Origin of the sequence: Pseudomonas sp. GL-R-19 (assembly GCF_019956375.1) — a bacterium.
Lineage (GTDB): Bacteria > Pseudomonadota > Gammaproteobacteria > Pseudomonadales > Pseudomonadaceae > Aquipseudomonas.
The window spans coordinates 1-16,659 of sequence record NZ_JAHBDJ010000063.1 but is presented as its reverse complement, the minus strand read 5'-3'; the positions used below and the strand labels follow the sequence as shown (position 1 = coordinate 16,659).

Sequence of the window (16,659 nt, the reverse complement as noted above, 5' to 3'; positions counted from 1 at the left end):
CGAGTACATCAGTTACTACAATCATGACCGGATCAAATCAAAGCTCGGTGGACTGAGCCCTGTGGAGTACAGGACTCAATCCGTGGGCATGTGGCAGTAGACCGTCCAACATTTTGGGGGCAGTCCAAGGGGGTTACGCGGTGTATTCAAAAGCCGCGATAGCGCTTGAGATGCTCGCCCACTTTCGCCGCAGGGACCTTCTGCAACTTGCACAGCAAGTCATGGGACAGCTCGCGCAGACCATGCTTCTGGCGCAACTCTTCGGCCAAGTGCGCCGTCAGGTTAGCCGCCATCTCGGCATCGGCCATGGCCCGGTGCGCCTTGCCGGTGTGGGGCAGGTTGGCGAACGTGGTCAGGGTGCCGAGTTTGTGGTTCGGCGCGGCGGGCATCAGCCGGCGGGCCAGCAGCAGCGAGCAGGCAAAGTTCTGCAAGCGGGTGCGTTTGATCCGCCCCAGTTCGAAGTCCCAGAACTTCTGGTCGAACGCGGCATTGTGCGCGAGCAACGGGGTGCAGCCGACGAACTCATTCACTTCGTTCATCACCTGCTCCGCCGACGGCGCGCTGCGCAGCATGGCGTTGCTGATGCCGGTGAGTTGCTCGATGAAGGCCGGGACGCGCACGCCGGCGTTCATCAGGCTTTGGTAACGCTCGACGATGCGCCCCTGTTCAAGGATCACCACGGCGATTTCCGTGGCCCGGCAGCTGCTGCTCGGGGAGATCCCGGTGGTTTCAAAGTCGATGACTGCTATGCGTTCCAAACCTGGTTCAACTCCGTAAAAATCAATTCTTGAGCAACAACGCGCCTTCGATTGGCACGTAACGGCTGGCGGCGCGGATCAACGAGTTGGCGGTCAGGCCCGGTACACCGTAGGCCACCGCCTGTACCCCGTGTTTGCTGATGATGCGTTCGAGCAGCATGTCGAAATCACCGTCGCCGGAGGCCAGGACGATTTCATCGACATGGTCGGCGGCATCCATGATGTCGAGAGTAATGCCCACGTCCCAGTCGCCCTTGGCCGAACCATCGCTGCGCTGGATGTACGGCTTGAGCTTTACGGTGAAACCGAGGTTGCGCAGGATCTGCTGAAACTGCTGCTGTTTACTGTCACCGCGATCGATGGCGTAGGCGTAGGCCTCGACGATCTCGCCCTGTTTGCTGATGTCAGCCCACAGTGCGGCGTAGTTGAAGTGGCAACCATAAGCCTGACGCACGGTGTAGTAGAGGTTCTGGACATCGGCGAACACTGCGATTTTTTTCACCGGCTTTCCTCAAGGCTGAATCAGGCACCAGGCCCGAAAGGTCGCCCAGTATGCCAGCCCGAAGGATTGTTCCGCGAATAATCGGCTATGTGGCGAGGGAACTTGCTCCCTCGCCACATATGGGTCAGACGAAGGAATCGTCGTCGCCGCCGAAGAGCGATGAGTTGTCATCGCTGTAATCAGCGTCGCTGAACCCGCCCTGATCGTTGCTCCAGGAATCGTTACCGGCCACGCGCTGGTCATCGCCCCAGCCATTGTTTCCCTGGTCGTTGACCTGGGCCGGCTCTTCCTTGATGACTTCGACGACTTCCGGTTGCTGATTGTGATGGAACAGGCTGCTGATGCCTTGTGCCAGCATCACGCCACCCGCCACGCCGGCCGCGGTTTTCAGCGCTCCACCGAGGAAACTGCTGCCGGCCGCTGCCGGAGCCTGTTGCTGCGGTGCATAGCCCTGCTGTGGAAAGTTTTGCGGCGGCGCGCCGAAATTCTGCTGTGGTGGTTGCGCACCGAACGACGAGCGTCCCGGCTCACGCCAGCCACCGCTCGACGACGATGCGCTCTGGGTTGGCGCGGGTTGTGGCTCACGAGAGCCGCCGCCAAAGATGCTCGACAAAAAGCCACCGCTACCCGGAGCCGGAGCCGGGGTTGCCTGAGCCTTGGCCTGTTGCAGTTCGGCCTGCAACTGCTGGACTTGCCCGGTCAGTTGCCTGTTCTGTTCATCGAGGCTCTTGATCGCCGCCTCTTGCACCAGAATCGCCTGGGTCATGAAATAACCTGCCGCCGGCTGGCGCGTCAGGTGTTCCTTGATCCGCGCCTCGGCCTGGGCGTCGCGCGGGGCTGAGTCCGTTTCGGCCTGTTGCAGCCGGGAAAACAGTCCATCGATCAGGGTTTGTTCTTCGCTGTTCATGGCGACCTCGTAGATTGCCGGGGGAAATCGTTGCCCTTTTCCACTGAGGATAAGGTGCTCGACCTTAATGGAGGCTGAAACAAGATGTTTCAATGACCTTTACCGAACGTTTACGTTTGCGTCCCCGAGTACTTCATCGGTTAAAGTGAGCCACTGCTTCCAACCTGCGATACCCACTGATGAATCCGTTAGATGTCCTGCGTGACTCCCTGTATTTCTTCAAGCGCAATCTGGGCCAGATCGTGCAGCTGTGCCTGCCGCTGGTGATGCTTGAGGCGCTGCTGCAACAAGTGGTCGATCACTCCACGGAGCCGGACAGTTTCCCCGGCATCAGCGTGATCGTCGGCCTGCTGGTGTACCCGCTGTACACCGCCGCGCTGATTCTGTTTCTCGACGCCCGCAGCCGAGGCGAGTCGCCGCGCAACCGCGACCTGCTGACGATGGCGGCGAGCCTGTGGCCGCGATTCGCTCTGCTGACGGCGCTCAATACCGTGCTGATTCTGCTGGGCCTGTCGCTGTATTTCCTGCCGGGCATCTACCTGATGGTGACCCTGGCGTTTGGCGAATACCTGCTGGTGTTGCGCGGCCTGGCGCCGCTGGCGGCCATGAAGGAAAGCCTGCGTCTGACCAGCGGTCACTTCCTGCGCATTCTGCTGTGCATTCTGTGTGTGATGGGACCGTTGTGGCTGCTCAAGGGCGTGACGCTGGCGGCGTACCCGGAACCTCAGAACCCGGTGGTCTCACTACTGATCGACAGTGCCCACAGCTTCCTTCAGCTGTTTACCAGCGTGGTGCTGTTCCGGCTGTTCATGTTGATCAACCCGTTGCCTGAGAGAAATGACAGCTCGCTCTGACCTTGGGCGCGACCATCGCTCTCGGGTATGCTCGGGAACAATCCTGTAACGCTAATAAGCCGAGCCATGACCCGTCTACTGCGCTACACCCTGCTGGGCCTGCTGATCATGATCGGCCTGATCGCCGCGATGATCTACAGCCTGACCTGGCGCCCCGACGCCAAAGAAGTGTTGCCCGTCAGTTGCAGTGCCCAGGCCCCCACCCTGGTCCCCGGACAGGCGCTGAAGGTGATGACCTGGAACGTCCAGTACCTGGCCGGCAAGCGTTATGTGTTCTGGAATGACCTGGCCGCCGGTACCGACGAACGCCCCACAGCGGAAGACATGGCTTTCAGCCTCGACGAAGTGGCGCGGGTGATTCGCGACGAACAACCGGACATTGTGCTGCTGCAAGAGCTGGATGACGGCGCCAAGGCCAGCGATTACCAGCACCAGCTCAAACTGCTGCAAGAACGGCTCGCCGACTTGTATCCCTGTGGCGCCAGCGCCTTCGACTGGAAGGCCGACTTCGTGCCGAACCCGCATATCTTCGGCAGTGTCGGACGGCAACTGGCGACGCTGAGCCGTTACCAGATCGAACATGCCGAACGCCTGCAACTGCCCATCACCTCGGGCAATTCGCTCAGCCGCCAGTTCAAACCCAAAAACGCTTTGCTGGTGAGCTACTTGCCGTTGAGTGATGGCGGGCAGTTGGCGGTGTTCAATACCCATCTGGAGCGTGCGACCCAAGCCGACAATACCTCGCAAAACCAGGTGACCGCCGTGGCCAGGACTCTCGATAAATTCGAAAGCCGTGGCACGCCGTGGCTGATCGGTGGGGATTTCAACCTGTTGCCGCTTGGCCAGTATCGACGCCTGCCCGATGCGCAACGCACGCCCTACTCCGCCGACAGTCCGTTGCACATCCTGTGGGACAAGTACCCGATGATCCCGACCAACAACGAAGCCAGTGGTATCGACCGCGAACGCTGGCTGACCCATTACCCGAACGATCCCGGGCTGAACGGCCCGGACCGGACCGTCGACTACCTGTTCTACAGCCCGCGGATCAAACGGGTCGAGGCGATGGTGCGGCAGGATGATACGTTGCGCATCTCCGATCACTTGCCGGTGATTGCCCGGTTCCTGTTGCCGGCTGCGCCGTAGCACCTCACTCAAGTCAGATGCAAAACCTGTGGGAGCGAGCCTGCTCGCGATTGCGGTGTGTCAGACAGATCAATATTGACTGACACTACGCCTTCGCGAGCAGGCTCGCTCCCACAGGGATGGTGCACGGGCTGGAATCGGGATTAATGCACCTCCTCCAGATCGTCATGCAGCAGCCCGAAGATCTCGCGCTTCATCTCGATGAACGAGCGCTCCATGACCATGTCCAGGTTGCGCGGACGCTCGATCGGCACGTCCAGAATCTGCTTGATCCGCCCCGGTCTGGCGCCCATGACGTAGACCCGGTCGCCGAGCAGGATCGCCTCGTCAATGTCGTGGGTCACGAACAACACCGTCTTCTTGCTGTTGCCCCACACCCGCAGCAACAACTGCTGCATTTGCAGGCGCGTCTGGCTGTCGAGGGCACCGAAGGGCTCGTCCATCAGCAGGATCTGCGGGTCGTTGGCCAGCGCGCGGGCAATCGCCACGCGTTGCATCATCCCGCCAGACAACTGCTTGGCGTAGTTGTCGGCGAAGCCGCTCAGGCCCACCTCATTGACGTAGTAATCGACGATGTCCTTGCGTTGCGCCGCCGGCATGCCGCGCCGCTTGAGACCGAATTCGACGTTCTGGCGCACCGTCAACCACGGGAACAGCGTGTAGCTCTGGAACACCATGCCGCGATCCGCACCGGGGCCTTCCACCTGCTGGCCGCCGACGTAAATCTCGCCCGAGGTCGGTTCGGCCAGGCCGGCGGTGAGGTACAGCAGACTCGACTTGCCGCAACCCGAAGGCCCCACCAGTACCGCAAATTGCTGGTCCGGCACTTCGAACGACACCTCCTCCAACGCGGTGAACGTGCCGCCATCGGGTTTCTTGTAACGCAGGCTGACCTTGTCCACCTGCAGCCGAGGCGCGTTCACCGGGGCAGCCTGAGGGGCGACAAAACGATGAGTGGCGGCAGTTACTGAGCCCATGCGGTAATCCTCAGGCGTAGGAAACGGAACAGCTGATCGGTGACCAGGCCCAGCAGGCCGATGATCGCGATGGCGAGGAAAATCACATCCACCTGGAAGCCACGCATGGCCTTGAGGCTCAGGTAACCCAGGCCACTGGAAGCGGCGACCAGTTCAGCCACCACCAGGTAAGTCCAGGCCCAGCCCATGGTCACGCGCAGGGTGTCGAGCACGCCCGGCAGGGAAGCCGGGGCGATCACGTGCAGCACCGCATCGCGGCGATTGGAACCGAGGGTGTAGGAGGCGTTGATCAGATCCTTGGAGATGCCTTTGGACACGTCCGCGATCATCACCAGTTGCTGGAAGAACACGCCGAAAATGATCACCGACACCCGTTGCTCCAGACCGATGCCAATCCACAGGATGAACAGCGGCACGAACGAGGTCACCGGCAGGTAACGAATGAAATTCACCAGCGGCTCAAGAAAGGCCTGGACGATGCGGAAGCTGCCCATCAACAGTCCCAGCGGCACTGCCACCAGGGACGACACGATGAAGCCGACCATCACCACTTCGACGCTGGCCCACACATGCTGGCCGAGAGTGCCGTCGCGACCGAGGCGCACGGAGGCCTCGACCACCGCACCCGGCGTCGGCAGGAACATGCCCGGCACCACGCCACCGTAGGACAAGCCGGCCCACAGGCCGACCAACAGCACCCAGGCAAGACCGCTCGCGCTCCAGATCACCGAGACCGGCAGACCGGTCTTGGGCGTGATGCAGCGGCTCAGCCATGAATTGCGCTTGAACATGCAGCCTCCTAGAGCGGGGTGACGAAGCGGTTGTCGATCAGGTCGTCATTGCTGACGTTGTAGGGCTTGCCTTGCAGCTCGCTGGCGGTCTCGTTGGCCAGCTTGATCAGCGGCGCGCTGTCACCCGGTTTGCCCGGCGCACCCAGGAGTTTTTCGCTCATGGCCTGATCGTAGAAGCGCACGCCCTGGGCGGCGGCTTCCAGCGCCTTCGGATCGGCCAGGTAACCGCCAACGCCCTTGGCCATGATTTTGTAGGCTTCCTGTGGATGATCCTTGGTGTACTGCACGGCTTTATACAAACCGGCCACCAGTGCCTTGACGTCTTCCGGCTGCTTTTCGATGACCGTGCAGTTCAGTGCGACCACGTCGACGATCACCCCCGGCGTGCTGCTGCTGTCGATCAGCACCTTGCCCTGCTGCTTGTCGCGAACCATCGACAGGTGCGGTTCCCAGGTCACGGCGGCCGGTACGCGACCGGCGATGAACGCGGTGGCGGCGTCGTCGGCCGTCATGTTCTGCACGGTGATGTCGCTCATGCTCATACCGTGTTTTTTCAGCAGATACGACAGCCAGAACTGCGAGGTCGAACCTTCGTTGACCGCAACGGCCTTGCCCTTGAGTTCCTGCAGGCTCTTGACGTCCTTGCCGACCAGCACGCCGTCGCCACCATGGCTGTCGTCCAGCGCGGCCACGGCCTTGAAGCAGAATTGCGGACGGTACTTGAGCACCTCGTCGATGGTCGACGCCGAGCCGGACAACTCGCCGGAAGCCTGTGCGGCCATGTACATCGCCGCTTCCTCGACCACCGGCAACTCGACGGTCAAACCGTTTTCCTTGAAGTAGCCAAGGTCCTGGGCCAGGTACAGGGTGCCGTAGCCGACCCAGGTGGTATGACCGATGGACAGGGTGCCGGCCTGGGCGCTGGTGGCGACCGTCGCGGCGATGGCGGTGACCGCCAGTGGATGGGCAACGCGGGTAAGCAAGGACTTGATCATGGAGCACTCCCAAAGCTGTTGATTTGGTTTTGTCATGGGCAGTACGGCCAACGGCCCTCATGCAGCTGCGGCCTGTGGTCTCTGATGGACCCTTCGGCGTGCAGCATTGGGCTGGCTGGGGAGATCGATGTTGGCCCAAGGGCGGGATTAGGAAAATGAGGAAATATGTGGATGCGAACGATGAAAAAACTCGTTAACGCGCACTGCTAAAAGGCGGCAATGGCGAGGATGCACAAGGTCAGTGCAAGCCATGAAAAATGTGTTGAATGGTCAATAGTATTCGCGAGCAGGCTCGCTCCCACAGGGGTTCTATGCCGACCTCATTACCGAGATCGGCACAAATCCAATGTGGGAGCGAGCCTGCTCGCGAATAAGGTCCGCAGGACCTTCAGGCGATATCAGAGCCGGCCGTATTCCTGCGCCGTACGGTCCACCGCTTTCAAGGTCTTGGCAATCAGCTCATCAATCTCTTCACGACTGGCAATCAACGCTGGCGCCATGATCATCCGGCCCAAGGTCGAGCGAATGATCACGCCCTCCTCAAAACCAATCGTACGGCAGCGCCAGGCGATGTCGTTCTCGTTGGCGAAACGCTTGCGGCTGTTTTTGTCTTCGGCCAGTTGCAACGCCGCGACCATGCCGGTGCCCTGGATGTCCCCCACCAGCGGGTGCTTGCCGAACACTTCGCGCAGGCACTGTTGCAGGTACGGGCCGATGTCATCCTTGACCCGCGTCACCACGCCTTCATCGCGCAAGGCCTTGAGGTTGGCAATCGCCACCGCTGCCGCCACCGGGTGCCCGGAATAGGTCAGGCCGTGAGCAAACACACCGCCCTGCTCCACCAGCACCGAGGCCATTTTTTTCGACAGGATCAAGCCGCCCATGGGGATGTAGCCCGAGGTCAGCCCCTTGGCTATGGACAGGGTGTCCGGCTCGAAACCGAAGTACTCATGGGCAAACCATTCGCCGGTACGACCAAAGCCACCGATCACTTCATCGGCGCACAGCAGCACGTCGTACTTGCGGCAGATACGCCGGACTTCTGGCCAGTAGCTTTCAGGCGGGAAGATCATCCCGCCCGCGCCCTGGAACGGTTCGGCGATGAAGCCTGCGACCTTGCCGGCGCCCAGCTCGAGAATCTTCGCTTCCAGTTGCTGTGCTGCACGCAGACCGAATTCCGCCGGCGTCAGGTTGCCCTCATGAGCAAAGAAGTACGGCTCGTCGATGTGCTCGATGTCCGGAATCATGCCGCCCATTTCGTGCATGAACTTCATGCCACCCAGTGCCGTCGCGGCCAGGGTCGAACCGTGGTAACCGTTCCAGCGGCCGATCATGATTCTCTTCTCGGGCTTGCCGAGTACCTGCCAGTAACGCCGCACCGTGCGGATCAACACCTCGTTGGCTTCGGAGCCGGAGTTGGTATAGATCGCGTGGCTGTAGTGACCCGGCAGCAGGCTGAACAGCAACTCGGAGAGTTCGATCACCTGCGGGTGGGTGGTGTGGAAAAACATGTTGTAGTACGGCAGCTGTTCCAGCTGCCGGCTCGCAGCAAAGGCCAGGTCCTTGCGCCCGTAACCGAGGTTGGTGCACCACAGCCCGGACATGCCGTCGAGGTAACGCCGGCCATCGTTGTCCCACAGGTGCAGGCGCTCGCCACGGACCATCACCCGTGGCCCCTCGTCGTTGAGGGCTTTCTGATCGACGAACGCATGGATGTGGTGCGCAGCGTCGGCGGCCTGATAGTCGCGGGTGTCACGTGGTGTGGTCATCGCCAGTTCTCCGTTTTGTTATCAGCGCAATTGAAACCAGGTGGTCTTCAACTGGGTGTATTTATCGAATGAATGCAGGGACAGGTCGCGACCGAAACCCGACTGCTTGCCGCCGCCAAAAGGCACGGTCACGTCCAGCGCATCGACGCTGTTGACCGACACCGTACCGGCCCGCAATTGTCTCGCCACACGGTGAGCGCGATTGAGGTCGTCGGTCCACAGCGAAGCCGCCAGACCGTAGACGCTGTCGTTGGCCAGTTGCAAGGCGTGGGCCTCATCGTCGAACGCCGTGACGGCCAGTACCGGGCCGAACACTTCATCGCGAAACAGCGGCATGTCCGGGGTCACACCGGTAAAAATCGTCGGCTGGATGAAGTTGTCGGAGCCGTTGAAGATCGACTGTCGACCGCCACAGACTTTGCTCGCGCCTTGCTGCTCGGCCTGCTGGATGAACTTCATGATGCGCGCGGTCTGACGGCTGTCGACGATGGCCCCGGCGGCGCTCGACGGGTCCAGCGGATCCCCCGGCAACCAGCGTTCGGCCTGGGCCTTGAGGCGTTCGACGAATTCGTCATGGATCGAGCGCTGCACCAGCAACCGCGAGTTGGCCGAGCAGACTTCACCCTGATTGAAGAAGATGCCGAATGCGGCTTTCTCGGCCGCCAGATCCAGGTCCTGACAATCGGCAAACACCAGGTTCGCACTCTTGCCACCGCATTCCAGCCACACCTGCTTGAGGTTCGACTGGGCCGAGTACTGCATGAAATATTTGCCGACTTCGGTGGAGCCGGTGAACACCAGACAGTCGACGTCCGGGTGCAGGCCGAGGGCCTTGCCGGTCTGCTCGCCGAGGCCCGGCAGCACGTTCAACACACCCGCAGGTACACCGGCTTCCAGCGCCAGTTCAGCCAGGCGCAGGGCGGAAAACGGCGACTGCTCGGCCGGCTTGAGGATCACCGAGTTACCGGCGGCCAGGGCCGGGGCGAGTTTCCACGCCGCCATGTCCAGGGGGAAATTCCACGGCACCACGGCAGCCACCACGCCGAGGGCTTCGCGGGTAATGGTCGCCAGCACATTCTGCGCACTCGGCGCGACCTGATCGTAGAGTTTGTCGAGGCTTTCGGCGTACCAGCGGAACACTCCAGCGGCACCCGGCACGTCGATGTTGTAGGCATCGGCGACGGGTTTGCCCATGTTCAGCGAGTCGAGCAGCGCCAGCTCTTCACGGTTTTCGAGGATCAAGTCGGCCAGGCGCAACAGCACCTGCTTGCGTTCGGTCGGCGGGCGCGCCGCCCAGGTGCCCGCCTCGAAGACCTGCCGCGCATTACGCACCGCCGCGTTCACGTCTTCTTCGCCGCAAGCGGCAACGTTGGCCAGGCATTGCCCGGTAGCAGGGTTGATCGCGGCGAAAGTCTGCCCCGACTGCGCCGCGCGGTGCTGGCCGCCGATCACCGCCTGGTCGGGAAACCGCAGGGAAGCGGCCTTGCGTTGCCAATACTCAAGCTCGAACACGTTCAGATGCTCCAGAGGACATTCTTGTGTATTGGATAGTCGCTCAGGCCCAAGCGGTGGAAAACCAGTAAAAATGTGTTCGCAGGCCAAGAAAAAACTACGTAGCCAATCTCCCTTCTGGTGCCGCATGTGGTTATTGTTCAACCACAACAAATCGCTGCCCGAGCGGATAGGGGTGGCGCGCAAATTGCCCGGATGCCTGATCCGTTCTCCCCCGAGGTTTGCTGTGGCTGCCTACAATCTGCGTCAACTGAAATACTTCATCACCACCGTCGAATGCGGCAGCGTCGCCGAAGCCTCGCGCAAGCTGTACATCGCCCAGCCTTCGATCTCCACGGCCATCAAAGGGCTGGAAGACAGCTTCGGTGTGCAATTGCTGATCCGCCATCACGCCCAGGGTGTGTCGTTGACCCCCAGCGGTGCGCGCTTCTATCGCAAGGCCCAGGAACTGCTGCGCATGGCCAGGGAGTTCGAACAGAACGCCCTGGCCGACAACGATGTGGTGTCCGGGCAGATCGATATTGGCTGTTTCGAAACCGTCGCGCCGCTGTACCTGCCGCAACTGATGGCGGGGTTCTCGGCGTTGTATCCGGGCGTGGAAATCCGCATTCGCGACGGCGAGCAGCAGGAGTTGGTACAGGGCCTGACCTCCGGCGCCTTCGATCTGGCGATCCTTTACGAGCACGATCTGGACGGCACCATCGAAACCGAACCGCTGATGCCGGCGCAACGACCTTACGCATTACTACCGGCGGATCACCGCTTTGCCCAACAGGCACAAGTGTCGCTGCGGGATCTGTGCCTGGAGCCGATGATTCTTCTGGACGTACAGCCGAGCCGGACGTACTTCGTCAGCCTGTTCGATGAGCTGGGCCTGACCCCACGCATCGCCTTCAGCTCTCCATCCATCGAGATGGTGCGCGGCATGGTCGGCCAGGGCTTTGGTTTTTCGATACTGGTGACCAAGCCGCATTCGGAGTGCACCTACGACGGGCAGAAAGTGGTGTGCGTGGACATTGCCGAAAACGTCACCGGTTCAGGGTTGGTAGCGGCCTGGCTCAAGCGCGGGCAACTGACCAAACCGGCGCAGTTGTTCGCGGACTATTGCCGCGAACAACTCACGGCGAAATCCGAAAGATCGCAGTGATCCCCCTCGCCACAGAGTTCAGCGTTCAGCGTTCAGCCGTTATTTACGGGGTTTGATCCGCGCGGTGGCTTCGGCCACCAGTGGATCATCCGGCCAGTAATGTTTGGGATAACGCCCCTTCAAATCCTTCTTCACTTCGGCGTAGGTACTGCGCCAGAAGTTCGCCAGGTCCTGGGTCACCTGCACCGGCCGCCGCGCCGGGGACAACAGATGCAGCTTGACTACCTGCCGCCCCCCGGCGATGCGCGGGGTTTCCGCCAGGCCGAACAACTCCTGCAAACGCACCGCCAGAATCGGCGGCTGCTCGCTGTAGTCCAGACGAATCGACGAGCCCGACGGCACGCTCAAATGATGCGGCGCCAGCTCGTCCAGCCGCTGCGGCAGCGGCCACGGCAGCAGGTTGTGGACGATGTTCGACAGGTCCAGATTGGCGAAGTGACTGAGCCGGGAAACCTTGCCCAGATACGGCATCAGCCACTGTTCCAGGCTTTTGAGCAGCGCCGCGTCGCTAACGTCCGGCCATTCGCTCTCGCCTTTGCCGGCGAGGTCCAGTTGCCGCAACAACGCGACCCGCGCCTGCCACTGACGCAGCTCCGGAGTCCACGGCAACAGCTCCAGGCCTTTGCGCCGCACCAGGTTCACCAGTGCCTGGCTGCGGGCGGTTTCGTCGAGCCCCGTCAGCGGCTCACGACTGAGGATCAATTCGCCAACCTTGCGCTGACGCTCTGCCCGCAGCACCCCTTCACGTTCATCCCAATCCAGTTGATCGACGCAGCGCACCTGCTCGGCCAGCACTGAATCGAAGAGCGCCGGATCGAAGTCCGTCGCCAGGTAAATCCGCTCTTCACGCTGGCCCTGGCGACTGCCCAGATCGGCGATTACCAGCCACGGTTGCTTCATCAGGCTGTCGGCCTCGGCGAACAGTGCGGCACGTCCGTTGGCCAAGCGATATTCCGCACCACCGGCGCGCCGTTGTTGGGCGACGCGGTCGGGATAGGCCAGCGCCAGCAACGCGCCGAGCCAGCGTGGATGATCCGGATCGCTGACCGGCTCCGAGGCTTTGCCCCGCAGGTAACCACGATACTGCCGCGCCAGTTGCCGTGCGCGTTGCACGCCCCCCTGAGCACCGCGTGCAGCGCGCTCTTCGCCAGACAGCAGCACCAGTCGACTGTGCAAGTCCGCCCCGCCGCCGCGCAAGATATCGCGCTCGCCGAGCAGTGCCGCGACGTCGCAGGCCATGTCCGCCAGACCCAGCGCCTGGCCGCGCAACAGCAAATGCGCGATACGCGGATGTGCCGGCAGTTCGGCCATGGCCTGACCATGACGGGTCAGCGTTTCACCCTCCAGAGCCCCCAGGCGTTCGAGCAGGTCCTGGGCCTGTGCATAGGCGGCCGCTGGCGGCACGTCGAGCCACACCAGTTGCCCCGGTGTCACGCCCCAGCGTCCCAGTTGCAAAGCCAGCCCGGCGAGGTCCGCCGAAAGGATTTCCGCACTGCCATAGGCCGCCAGTTGTTCGTGCTGGTCCTGGGACCACAAGCGATAACACACGCCCGGCTCCAGTCGTCCGGCCCGGCCCGCACGCTGGGTCGCACTGGCCTTGGAAATGCGCTGGGTGTCGAGACGAGTCATGCCGCTGCCCGGATCGAAACGCGGCACCCGCGCCAGCCCGGCATCGATCACCACGCGCACGCCGTTGATGGTCAAACTGGTTTCGGCGATGTTGGTGGCCAGCACCACTTTGCGCTTGCCCGCCGGTGCCGGATCGATGGCTGCCCGTTGCGCGGCAAGGTCCAGTTCACCGTGCAACGGGCACAGTAGAACGGGAGTGTTTTCGCCCAAGGCATCGGCCAGTTGCTGATGCACGCGACGGATTTCCGCCTGCCCCGGCAGGAACACCAGCACGCTGCCGGTCTCGTCGTTCAAGGCTTCAAGGATGGTCTGCACCAGACGTGGCTCGATGAATTCACCGGCCTGAAACGGCCGCCCCCAGCGCATCGCCACTGGGTACATGCGCCCTTCGCTGCGCAGGATCGGCGCGTCGTCGAGCAACCCGGAGAGGCGCTCACCTTCGAGCGTGGCGGACATCAAGAGGATTTTCAGCGGCTGATCATCACGGAACAGTTCGCGGCCATTGAGGCTCAGAGCCAGCGCCAGATCAGCGTCGAGGCTGCGTTCGTGAAACTCATCGAAGATCAGCAGGCCCACGCCTTCCAGCGCCGGATCATCCTGCAAACGCCGGGTGAGGATGCCTTCGGTGACCACTTCGATGCGGGTGTTGGGGCCGACCTTGCTGTCGAGACGAATGCGATAACCCACGGTCTCGCCGACCTTCTCCCCCAGCTCACTGGCCAGCCGCTCCGCTGCTGCGCGTGCGGCCAACCGGCGGGGTTCGAGCATCAGGATGGTCTGCCCGGCCAGCCACGGTTCGTTGAGCAAGGCCAAAGGCACGCGGGTGGTTTTACCGGCACCGGGCGGCGCTTCGAGCACGGCTTCGTGGCGTGTAGCGAGGGCTTCACGCAGGGCGGGTAAAACTTCATCGATCGGCAAAGAAATCATGCTGGCTCCAAAACAGAGCGGCGAGTATAACGGCGAACTGTTTGGCGTAGTCTGGGCTCTAACCAGTAACGTTATTGGCGTTCTACTCAGGAGATTTCATATGCGTGCTCCCTTTCGCCTGATTGGCGGTGTTCTGGTCGCAACCTTGCTGACTCAAGTGACGGCCTGCGGTTCGATCTTCTACCCCGATCGCCGTGGCCAGATCGAAGGCAAGATCGACCCGGCCATCGCCGCGCTCGACGCCGTTGGCCTGCTGTTCTACATCATCCCCGGCCTGATCGCGTTTGCCGTGGACTTCGCCACCGGCGCGATTTACTTCGAACCGGGCAAGACCGCCCAGGTCGACCCGCAAAAACTCAAGGACGCCATCGGCCCCGACGGTAAAGTCGATAACCGCAAGTTACAGACTATTCTGGAAAGCGAACTGGGCCGCAGCTTCCCGCTGGACGATCCACGCCTGATCCAGAGCAAAGGCAGCACTCAGCAACTGGCGATGTTCGGCCTGCAACCCGCCGCATAATCCCTGCGCGCAAAAGGACTCTTCAAGTAACGATGGCCACTATGACCTCCAGCTCCGAACACGCCCGCCTGCTGCGGCTGGCGACCCGTGCCTCGGTGGCGGTGGCGTGCACCCTGATCGTCGCCAAAGCCATTGCCTGGTGGCTGAGCGGCTCGGTGAGCATGCTCGCCGGGCTCACCGACTCGGCACTCGACGGCGTCACCTCATTACTCAACCTGCTGGCGGTGCATTACGCCCTGCGTCCGGCCGACGACGATCATCGCTACGGCCACGGCAAGGCCGAGTCGTTGTCGGGCATGGCCCAGGCGTTGTTCATTGGCGGCAGTGCGGTACTGATTGCAATGCAGGCCTTTGATCGGCTGAAACATCCCGAACCGGTCGGCGCGCCGTGGATCAGCATCGGTGTGATTGTGTTCTCGCTCGCCCTGACCCTGGCCTTGCTGATGTTGCAACATCGGGTGGTCAAGGCTACCGGCTCCAACGCGGTGCGTGCCGACTCGCTGCATTACCGTTCGGACCTGTTGCTCAACGGCAGCATTCTGCTGGCGCTGGTACTGGCCGGGTTTGGCTGGGATCAGGTCGACGCCTGGTTTGGCCTGGGCATCGCCGCTTATATCTTTTGGAGCGCAGTGCGGATCGCCCGGGAGAGTTTTGCGGTGTTGATGGATGAAGAACTGCCGCCGGATGTCAGCCAGCACATGCTGGAATTGGCGTGCAGCGTACCCGGTGTGTTGGGTGCCCATGACTTGCGTACGCGGATCTCCGGCAACCAGTGGTTTGTGCAGTTGCATCTGGAGTTGCCGGGGGAACTGACGCTGTCAGTCGCCCACGGCATCAGCGATCAGGCTGCCGCGGCCATTCACAACGCCTACCCACGCGCCGAAGTGCTGGTGCACGCCGACCCGCGGGAAGTGGTGAAAGCCGCCCGGGTTCAGTAATTCACCTGATAACCGCGACTGCTCAGGCAGTTGCCCTGGGCCTGTCGGTAGGCTTGCACCACCGACGGGTCTGGCTGGTAGGTAGCGGTTCGTGGATCGAAACCACTCTGCTGCACCGCGTATTGATAACACTCGTAGCCATCCCGACCGACCTGCTCCGTCGACTGACCGTTGGCCGGATACGCCTCCACGTCATAACCATTGCTGCCGGCCGGTGGTTCGCCAACCTGCGGCTCGACCACGACGTAGTCCTGAGTGCTTTCCTCATAGGCGTAATACGAACCGGCCGCAAGGAACAGCAGTGCCCCGCCGATGAACACTTGCTGGGCGTAATCGGGCAGGTATCTGACGCGAATCCCGCGCGGTGGCTTCACCACTTCATAGCGCGGGCCGAGCGGGCGATACCAGTAACCGCCGGAATAGTAGTAATCCATGCCACGGTAAGGCACGCGGAAGTGGCGTTCGGGGAAGCGGTCGATCATCTGGCCGGGGCGATACCTGGGGCCTGGCCCCCAGCCGTTACCGTATCCACTCGAGCGCCCCTGCATGTGATTGTCATAGGACGGTGCGACTGTGTAGCCATTCCAGCGCTGGTTGTAATTATTGCGACGCGGCTGGTCCTGGTAGTAACCGCGCTGCGGCGGCTGGGTCTGGTGCACGGTGTCGGGACGAGGCTGGATCGGCATGTCAGTGGCCGGTAACTGCGGCGCAGGCGGCGGCGAGCGAACCCGGCTGTTGAAATCCGGCGCTGGACGGTTCTGCCACTGGCCATTGTTCTGATGCTGATTCTGGCCGTTGTGCTCGTACTGGCGGTTGTCGTTGTTCTGCGCACGAGGCTCGCTCTGCGGCTGGCTGTTTTGCGGGCGCGGCGGGTTGTTGCCACCATGGCCCTGATTGTCACCCCGATGCCCGCCCTGGCCGTGTTGCCCGCCATCACGGTCATGGTTTTGTGGCTCATCGGCCATCGTTTGCGCCGTGACACTGACACACAGCAAACCAACGCCGGCCAAACGCCAGATGCGCGACTTCATGCTTTTCCTCATTGCGTGCTAGGGCCTGTACATAAGACTGGGAAAGCACGGGCCGGTTCTGCTACAGGTTATCTGTCACGCAACTTATTTATTGAGGGCCGCTCTTTTATTCACGGCAGCAAATTCCACTGTCTAGTCCTGAAATAGGTTTACACCTGTTTCAGCCTCAAAACGCCCGATGCACCGCATCGGGCGTTTTGTATTTCAGCGACAGATGAGGCCGCTCGTTGTTATAGATCTGCACCGACTCGTCCAC

Annotated in this window: 17 protein-coding genes; 6 read left to right on the top strand and 11 right to left on the bottom strand. The window is 61.8% G+C overall.

Annotation, left to right across the window (positions count from 1 at the left end; translation table 11 throughout):
• A partial coding sequence (locus tag KGA83_RS25325; RefSeq protein ID WP_151214274.1) for an IS3 family transposase occupies window positions 1-100 on the top strand: 100 nt, incomplete at its 5' end.
• A gap of 46 nt (window positions 101-146) precedes the next feature.
• Here KGA83_RS25325 and KGA83_RS25320 read toward each other — a convergent pair.
• The 3 genes from KGA83_RS25320 to KGA83_RS25310 all read right to left on the bottom strand — a co-directional run bounded on the left by KGA83_RS25320 (window position 147) and on the right by KGA83_RS25310 (window position 2,167).
• Window positions 147-758 carry a PolC-type DNA polymerase III gene (locus KGA83_RS25320; protein WP_108216371.1) on the bottom strand — a complete coding sequence of 204 codons (612 nt, stop codon included), beginning with the start codon at window positions 756-758 and terminating at the stop codon, window positions 147-149.
• A 22-nt stretch (window positions 759-780) separates the two neighbouring features.
• Window positions 781-1,260 (bottom strand): NYN domain-containing protein, encoded by a 480-nt coding sequence (locus KGA83_RS25315; protein ID WP_007990686.1) that lies wholly within the window; start codon window positions 1,258-1,260, stop codon window positions 781-783.
• 124 nt (window positions 1,261-1,384) lie between these two features.
• The gene (locus tag KGA83_RS25310; RefSeq protein WP_108216370.1) at window positions 1,385-2,167 is read right to left on the bottom strand and encodes a DUF2076 domain-containing protein; all 783 of its coding nucleotides are present in this window, start codon (window positions 2,165-2,167) and stop codon (window positions 1,385-1,387) included.
• Window positions 2,168-2,346: 179 nt separating this feature from the next.
• Between KGA83_RS25310 and KGA83_RS25305 the strand changes: the two genes are divergently transcribed.
• Window positions 2,347-3,021, top strand: coding sequence for a YciC family protein (locus KGA83_RS25305; RefSeq protein WP_223531150.1), 675 nt, complete (start codon window positions 2,347-2,349; stop codon window positions 3,019-3,021).
• Window positions 3,022-3,087: 66 nt separating this feature from the next.
• Window positions 3,088-4,167: an endonuclease/exonuclease/phosphatase family protein gene (locus KGA83_RS25300; protein ID WP_223531149.1), complete on the top strand. Its 1,080-nt coding sequence runs from the start codon at window positions 3,088-3,090 to the stop codon at window positions 4,165-4,167.
• A gap of 143 nt (window positions 4,168-4,310) precedes the next feature.
• Here KGA83_RS25300 and KGA83_RS25295 read toward each other — a convergent pair whose 3' ends face one another.
• The 5 genes from KGA83_RS25295 to KGA83_RS25275 all read right to left on the bottom strand — a co-directional run bounded on the left by KGA83_RS25295 (window position 4,311) and on the right by KGA83_RS25275 (window position 10,211).
• Window positions 4,311-5,144 carry an ABC transporter ATP-binding protein gene (locus KGA83_RS25295; protein ID WP_007975815.1) on the bottom strand — a complete coding sequence of 278 codons (834 nt, stop codon included), beginning with the start codon at window positions 5,142-5,144 and terminating at the stop codon, window positions 4,311-4,313.
• Window positions 5,132-5,935, bottom strand: coding sequence for an ABC transporter permease (locus KGA83_RS25290; RefSeq protein ID WP_223531148.1), 804 nt, complete (start codon window positions 5,933-5,935; stop codon window positions 5,132-5,134). Before KGA83_RS25290 ends, KGA83_RS25295 begins: the two co-directional genes overlap by 13 nt.
• A gap of 8 nt (window positions 5,936-5,943) precedes the next feature.
• Complete coding sequence (locus tag KGA83_RS25285) at window positions 5,944-6,930, bottom strand: ABC transporter substrate-binding protein (RefSeq protein WP_108216367.1); 987 nt, start codon at window positions 6,928-6,930, stop codon at window positions 5,944-5,946.
• A 398-nt stretch (window positions 6,931-7,328) separates the two neighbouring features.
• Entirely contained in the window at window positions 7,329-8,699 is a 1,371-nt protein-coding gene (locus KGA83_RS25280) for an aspartate aminotransferase family protein (RefSeq protein WP_223531147.1), read from the bottom strand.
• A gap of 21 nt (window positions 8,700-8,720) precedes the next feature.
• Window positions 8,721-10,211, bottom strand: coding sequence for an aldehyde dehydrogenase (locus KGA83_RS25275; protein ID WP_108216365.1), 1,491 nt, complete (start codon window positions 10,209-10,211; stop codon window positions 8,721-8,723).
• A 226-nt stretch (window positions 10,212-10,437) separates the two neighbouring features.
• Between KGA83_RS25275 and KGA83_RS25270 the strand changes: the two genes are divergently transcribed.
• Window positions 10,438-11,358 (top strand): LysR family transcriptional regulator, encoded by a 921-nt coding sequence (locus tag KGA83_RS25270; RefSeq protein ID WP_108216492.1) that lies wholly within the window; start codon window positions 10,438-10,440, stop codon window positions 11,356-11,358.
• A gap of 39 nt (window positions 11,359-11,397) precedes the next feature.
• On the opposite strand, the gene hrpB is transcribed toward KGA83_RS25270, so the two are convergent.
• Window positions 11,398-13,914 carry an ATP-dependent helicase HrpB gene (gene hrpB, locus KGA83_RS25265; RefSeq protein WP_223531146.1) on the bottom strand — a complete coding sequence of 839 codons (2,517 nt, stop codon included), beginning with the start codon at window positions 13,912-13,914 and terminating at the stop codon, window positions 11,398-11,400.
• 100 nt (window positions 13,915-14,014) lie between these two features.
• Here hrpB and KGA83_RS25260 point away from each other — a divergent pair, with 100 nt between their 5' ends.
• Together KGA83_RS25260 and KGA83_RS25255 are read left to right on the top strand one after the other, a co-directional pair.
• Window positions 14,015-14,434, top strand: coding sequence for a hypothetical protein (locus KGA83_RS25260; protein WP_007990667.1), 420 nt, complete (start codon window positions 14,015-14,017; stop codon window positions 14,432-14,434).
• Window positions 14,435-14,475: 41 nt separating this feature from the next.
• Window positions 14,476-15,372 carry a cation diffusion facilitator family transporter gene (locus tag KGA83_RS25255; protein ID WP_108216491.1) on the top strand — a complete coding sequence of 299 codons (897 nt, stop codon included), beginning with the start codon at window positions 14,476-14,478 and terminating at the stop codon, window positions 15,370-15,372.
• Here KGA83_RS25255 and KGA83_RS25250 read toward each other — a convergent pair.
• Together KGA83_RS25250 and KGA83_RS25245 are read right to left on the bottom strand one after the other, a co-directional pair.
• Entirely contained in the window at window positions 15,366-16,403 is a 1,038-nt protein-coding gene (locus KGA83_RS25250) for a DUF6515 family protein (protein ID WP_108216363.1), read from the bottom strand. The genes KGA83_RS25255 and KGA83_RS25250 overlap by 7 nt on opposite strands.
• Window positions 16,404-16,569: 166 nt before the next feature.
• Window positions 16,570-16,659, bottom strand: a 90-nt coding sequence (locus tag KGA83_RS25245; protein ID WP_146615305.1) for an integrase core domain-containing protein, incomplete at its 5' end; no start/stop codon positions are given.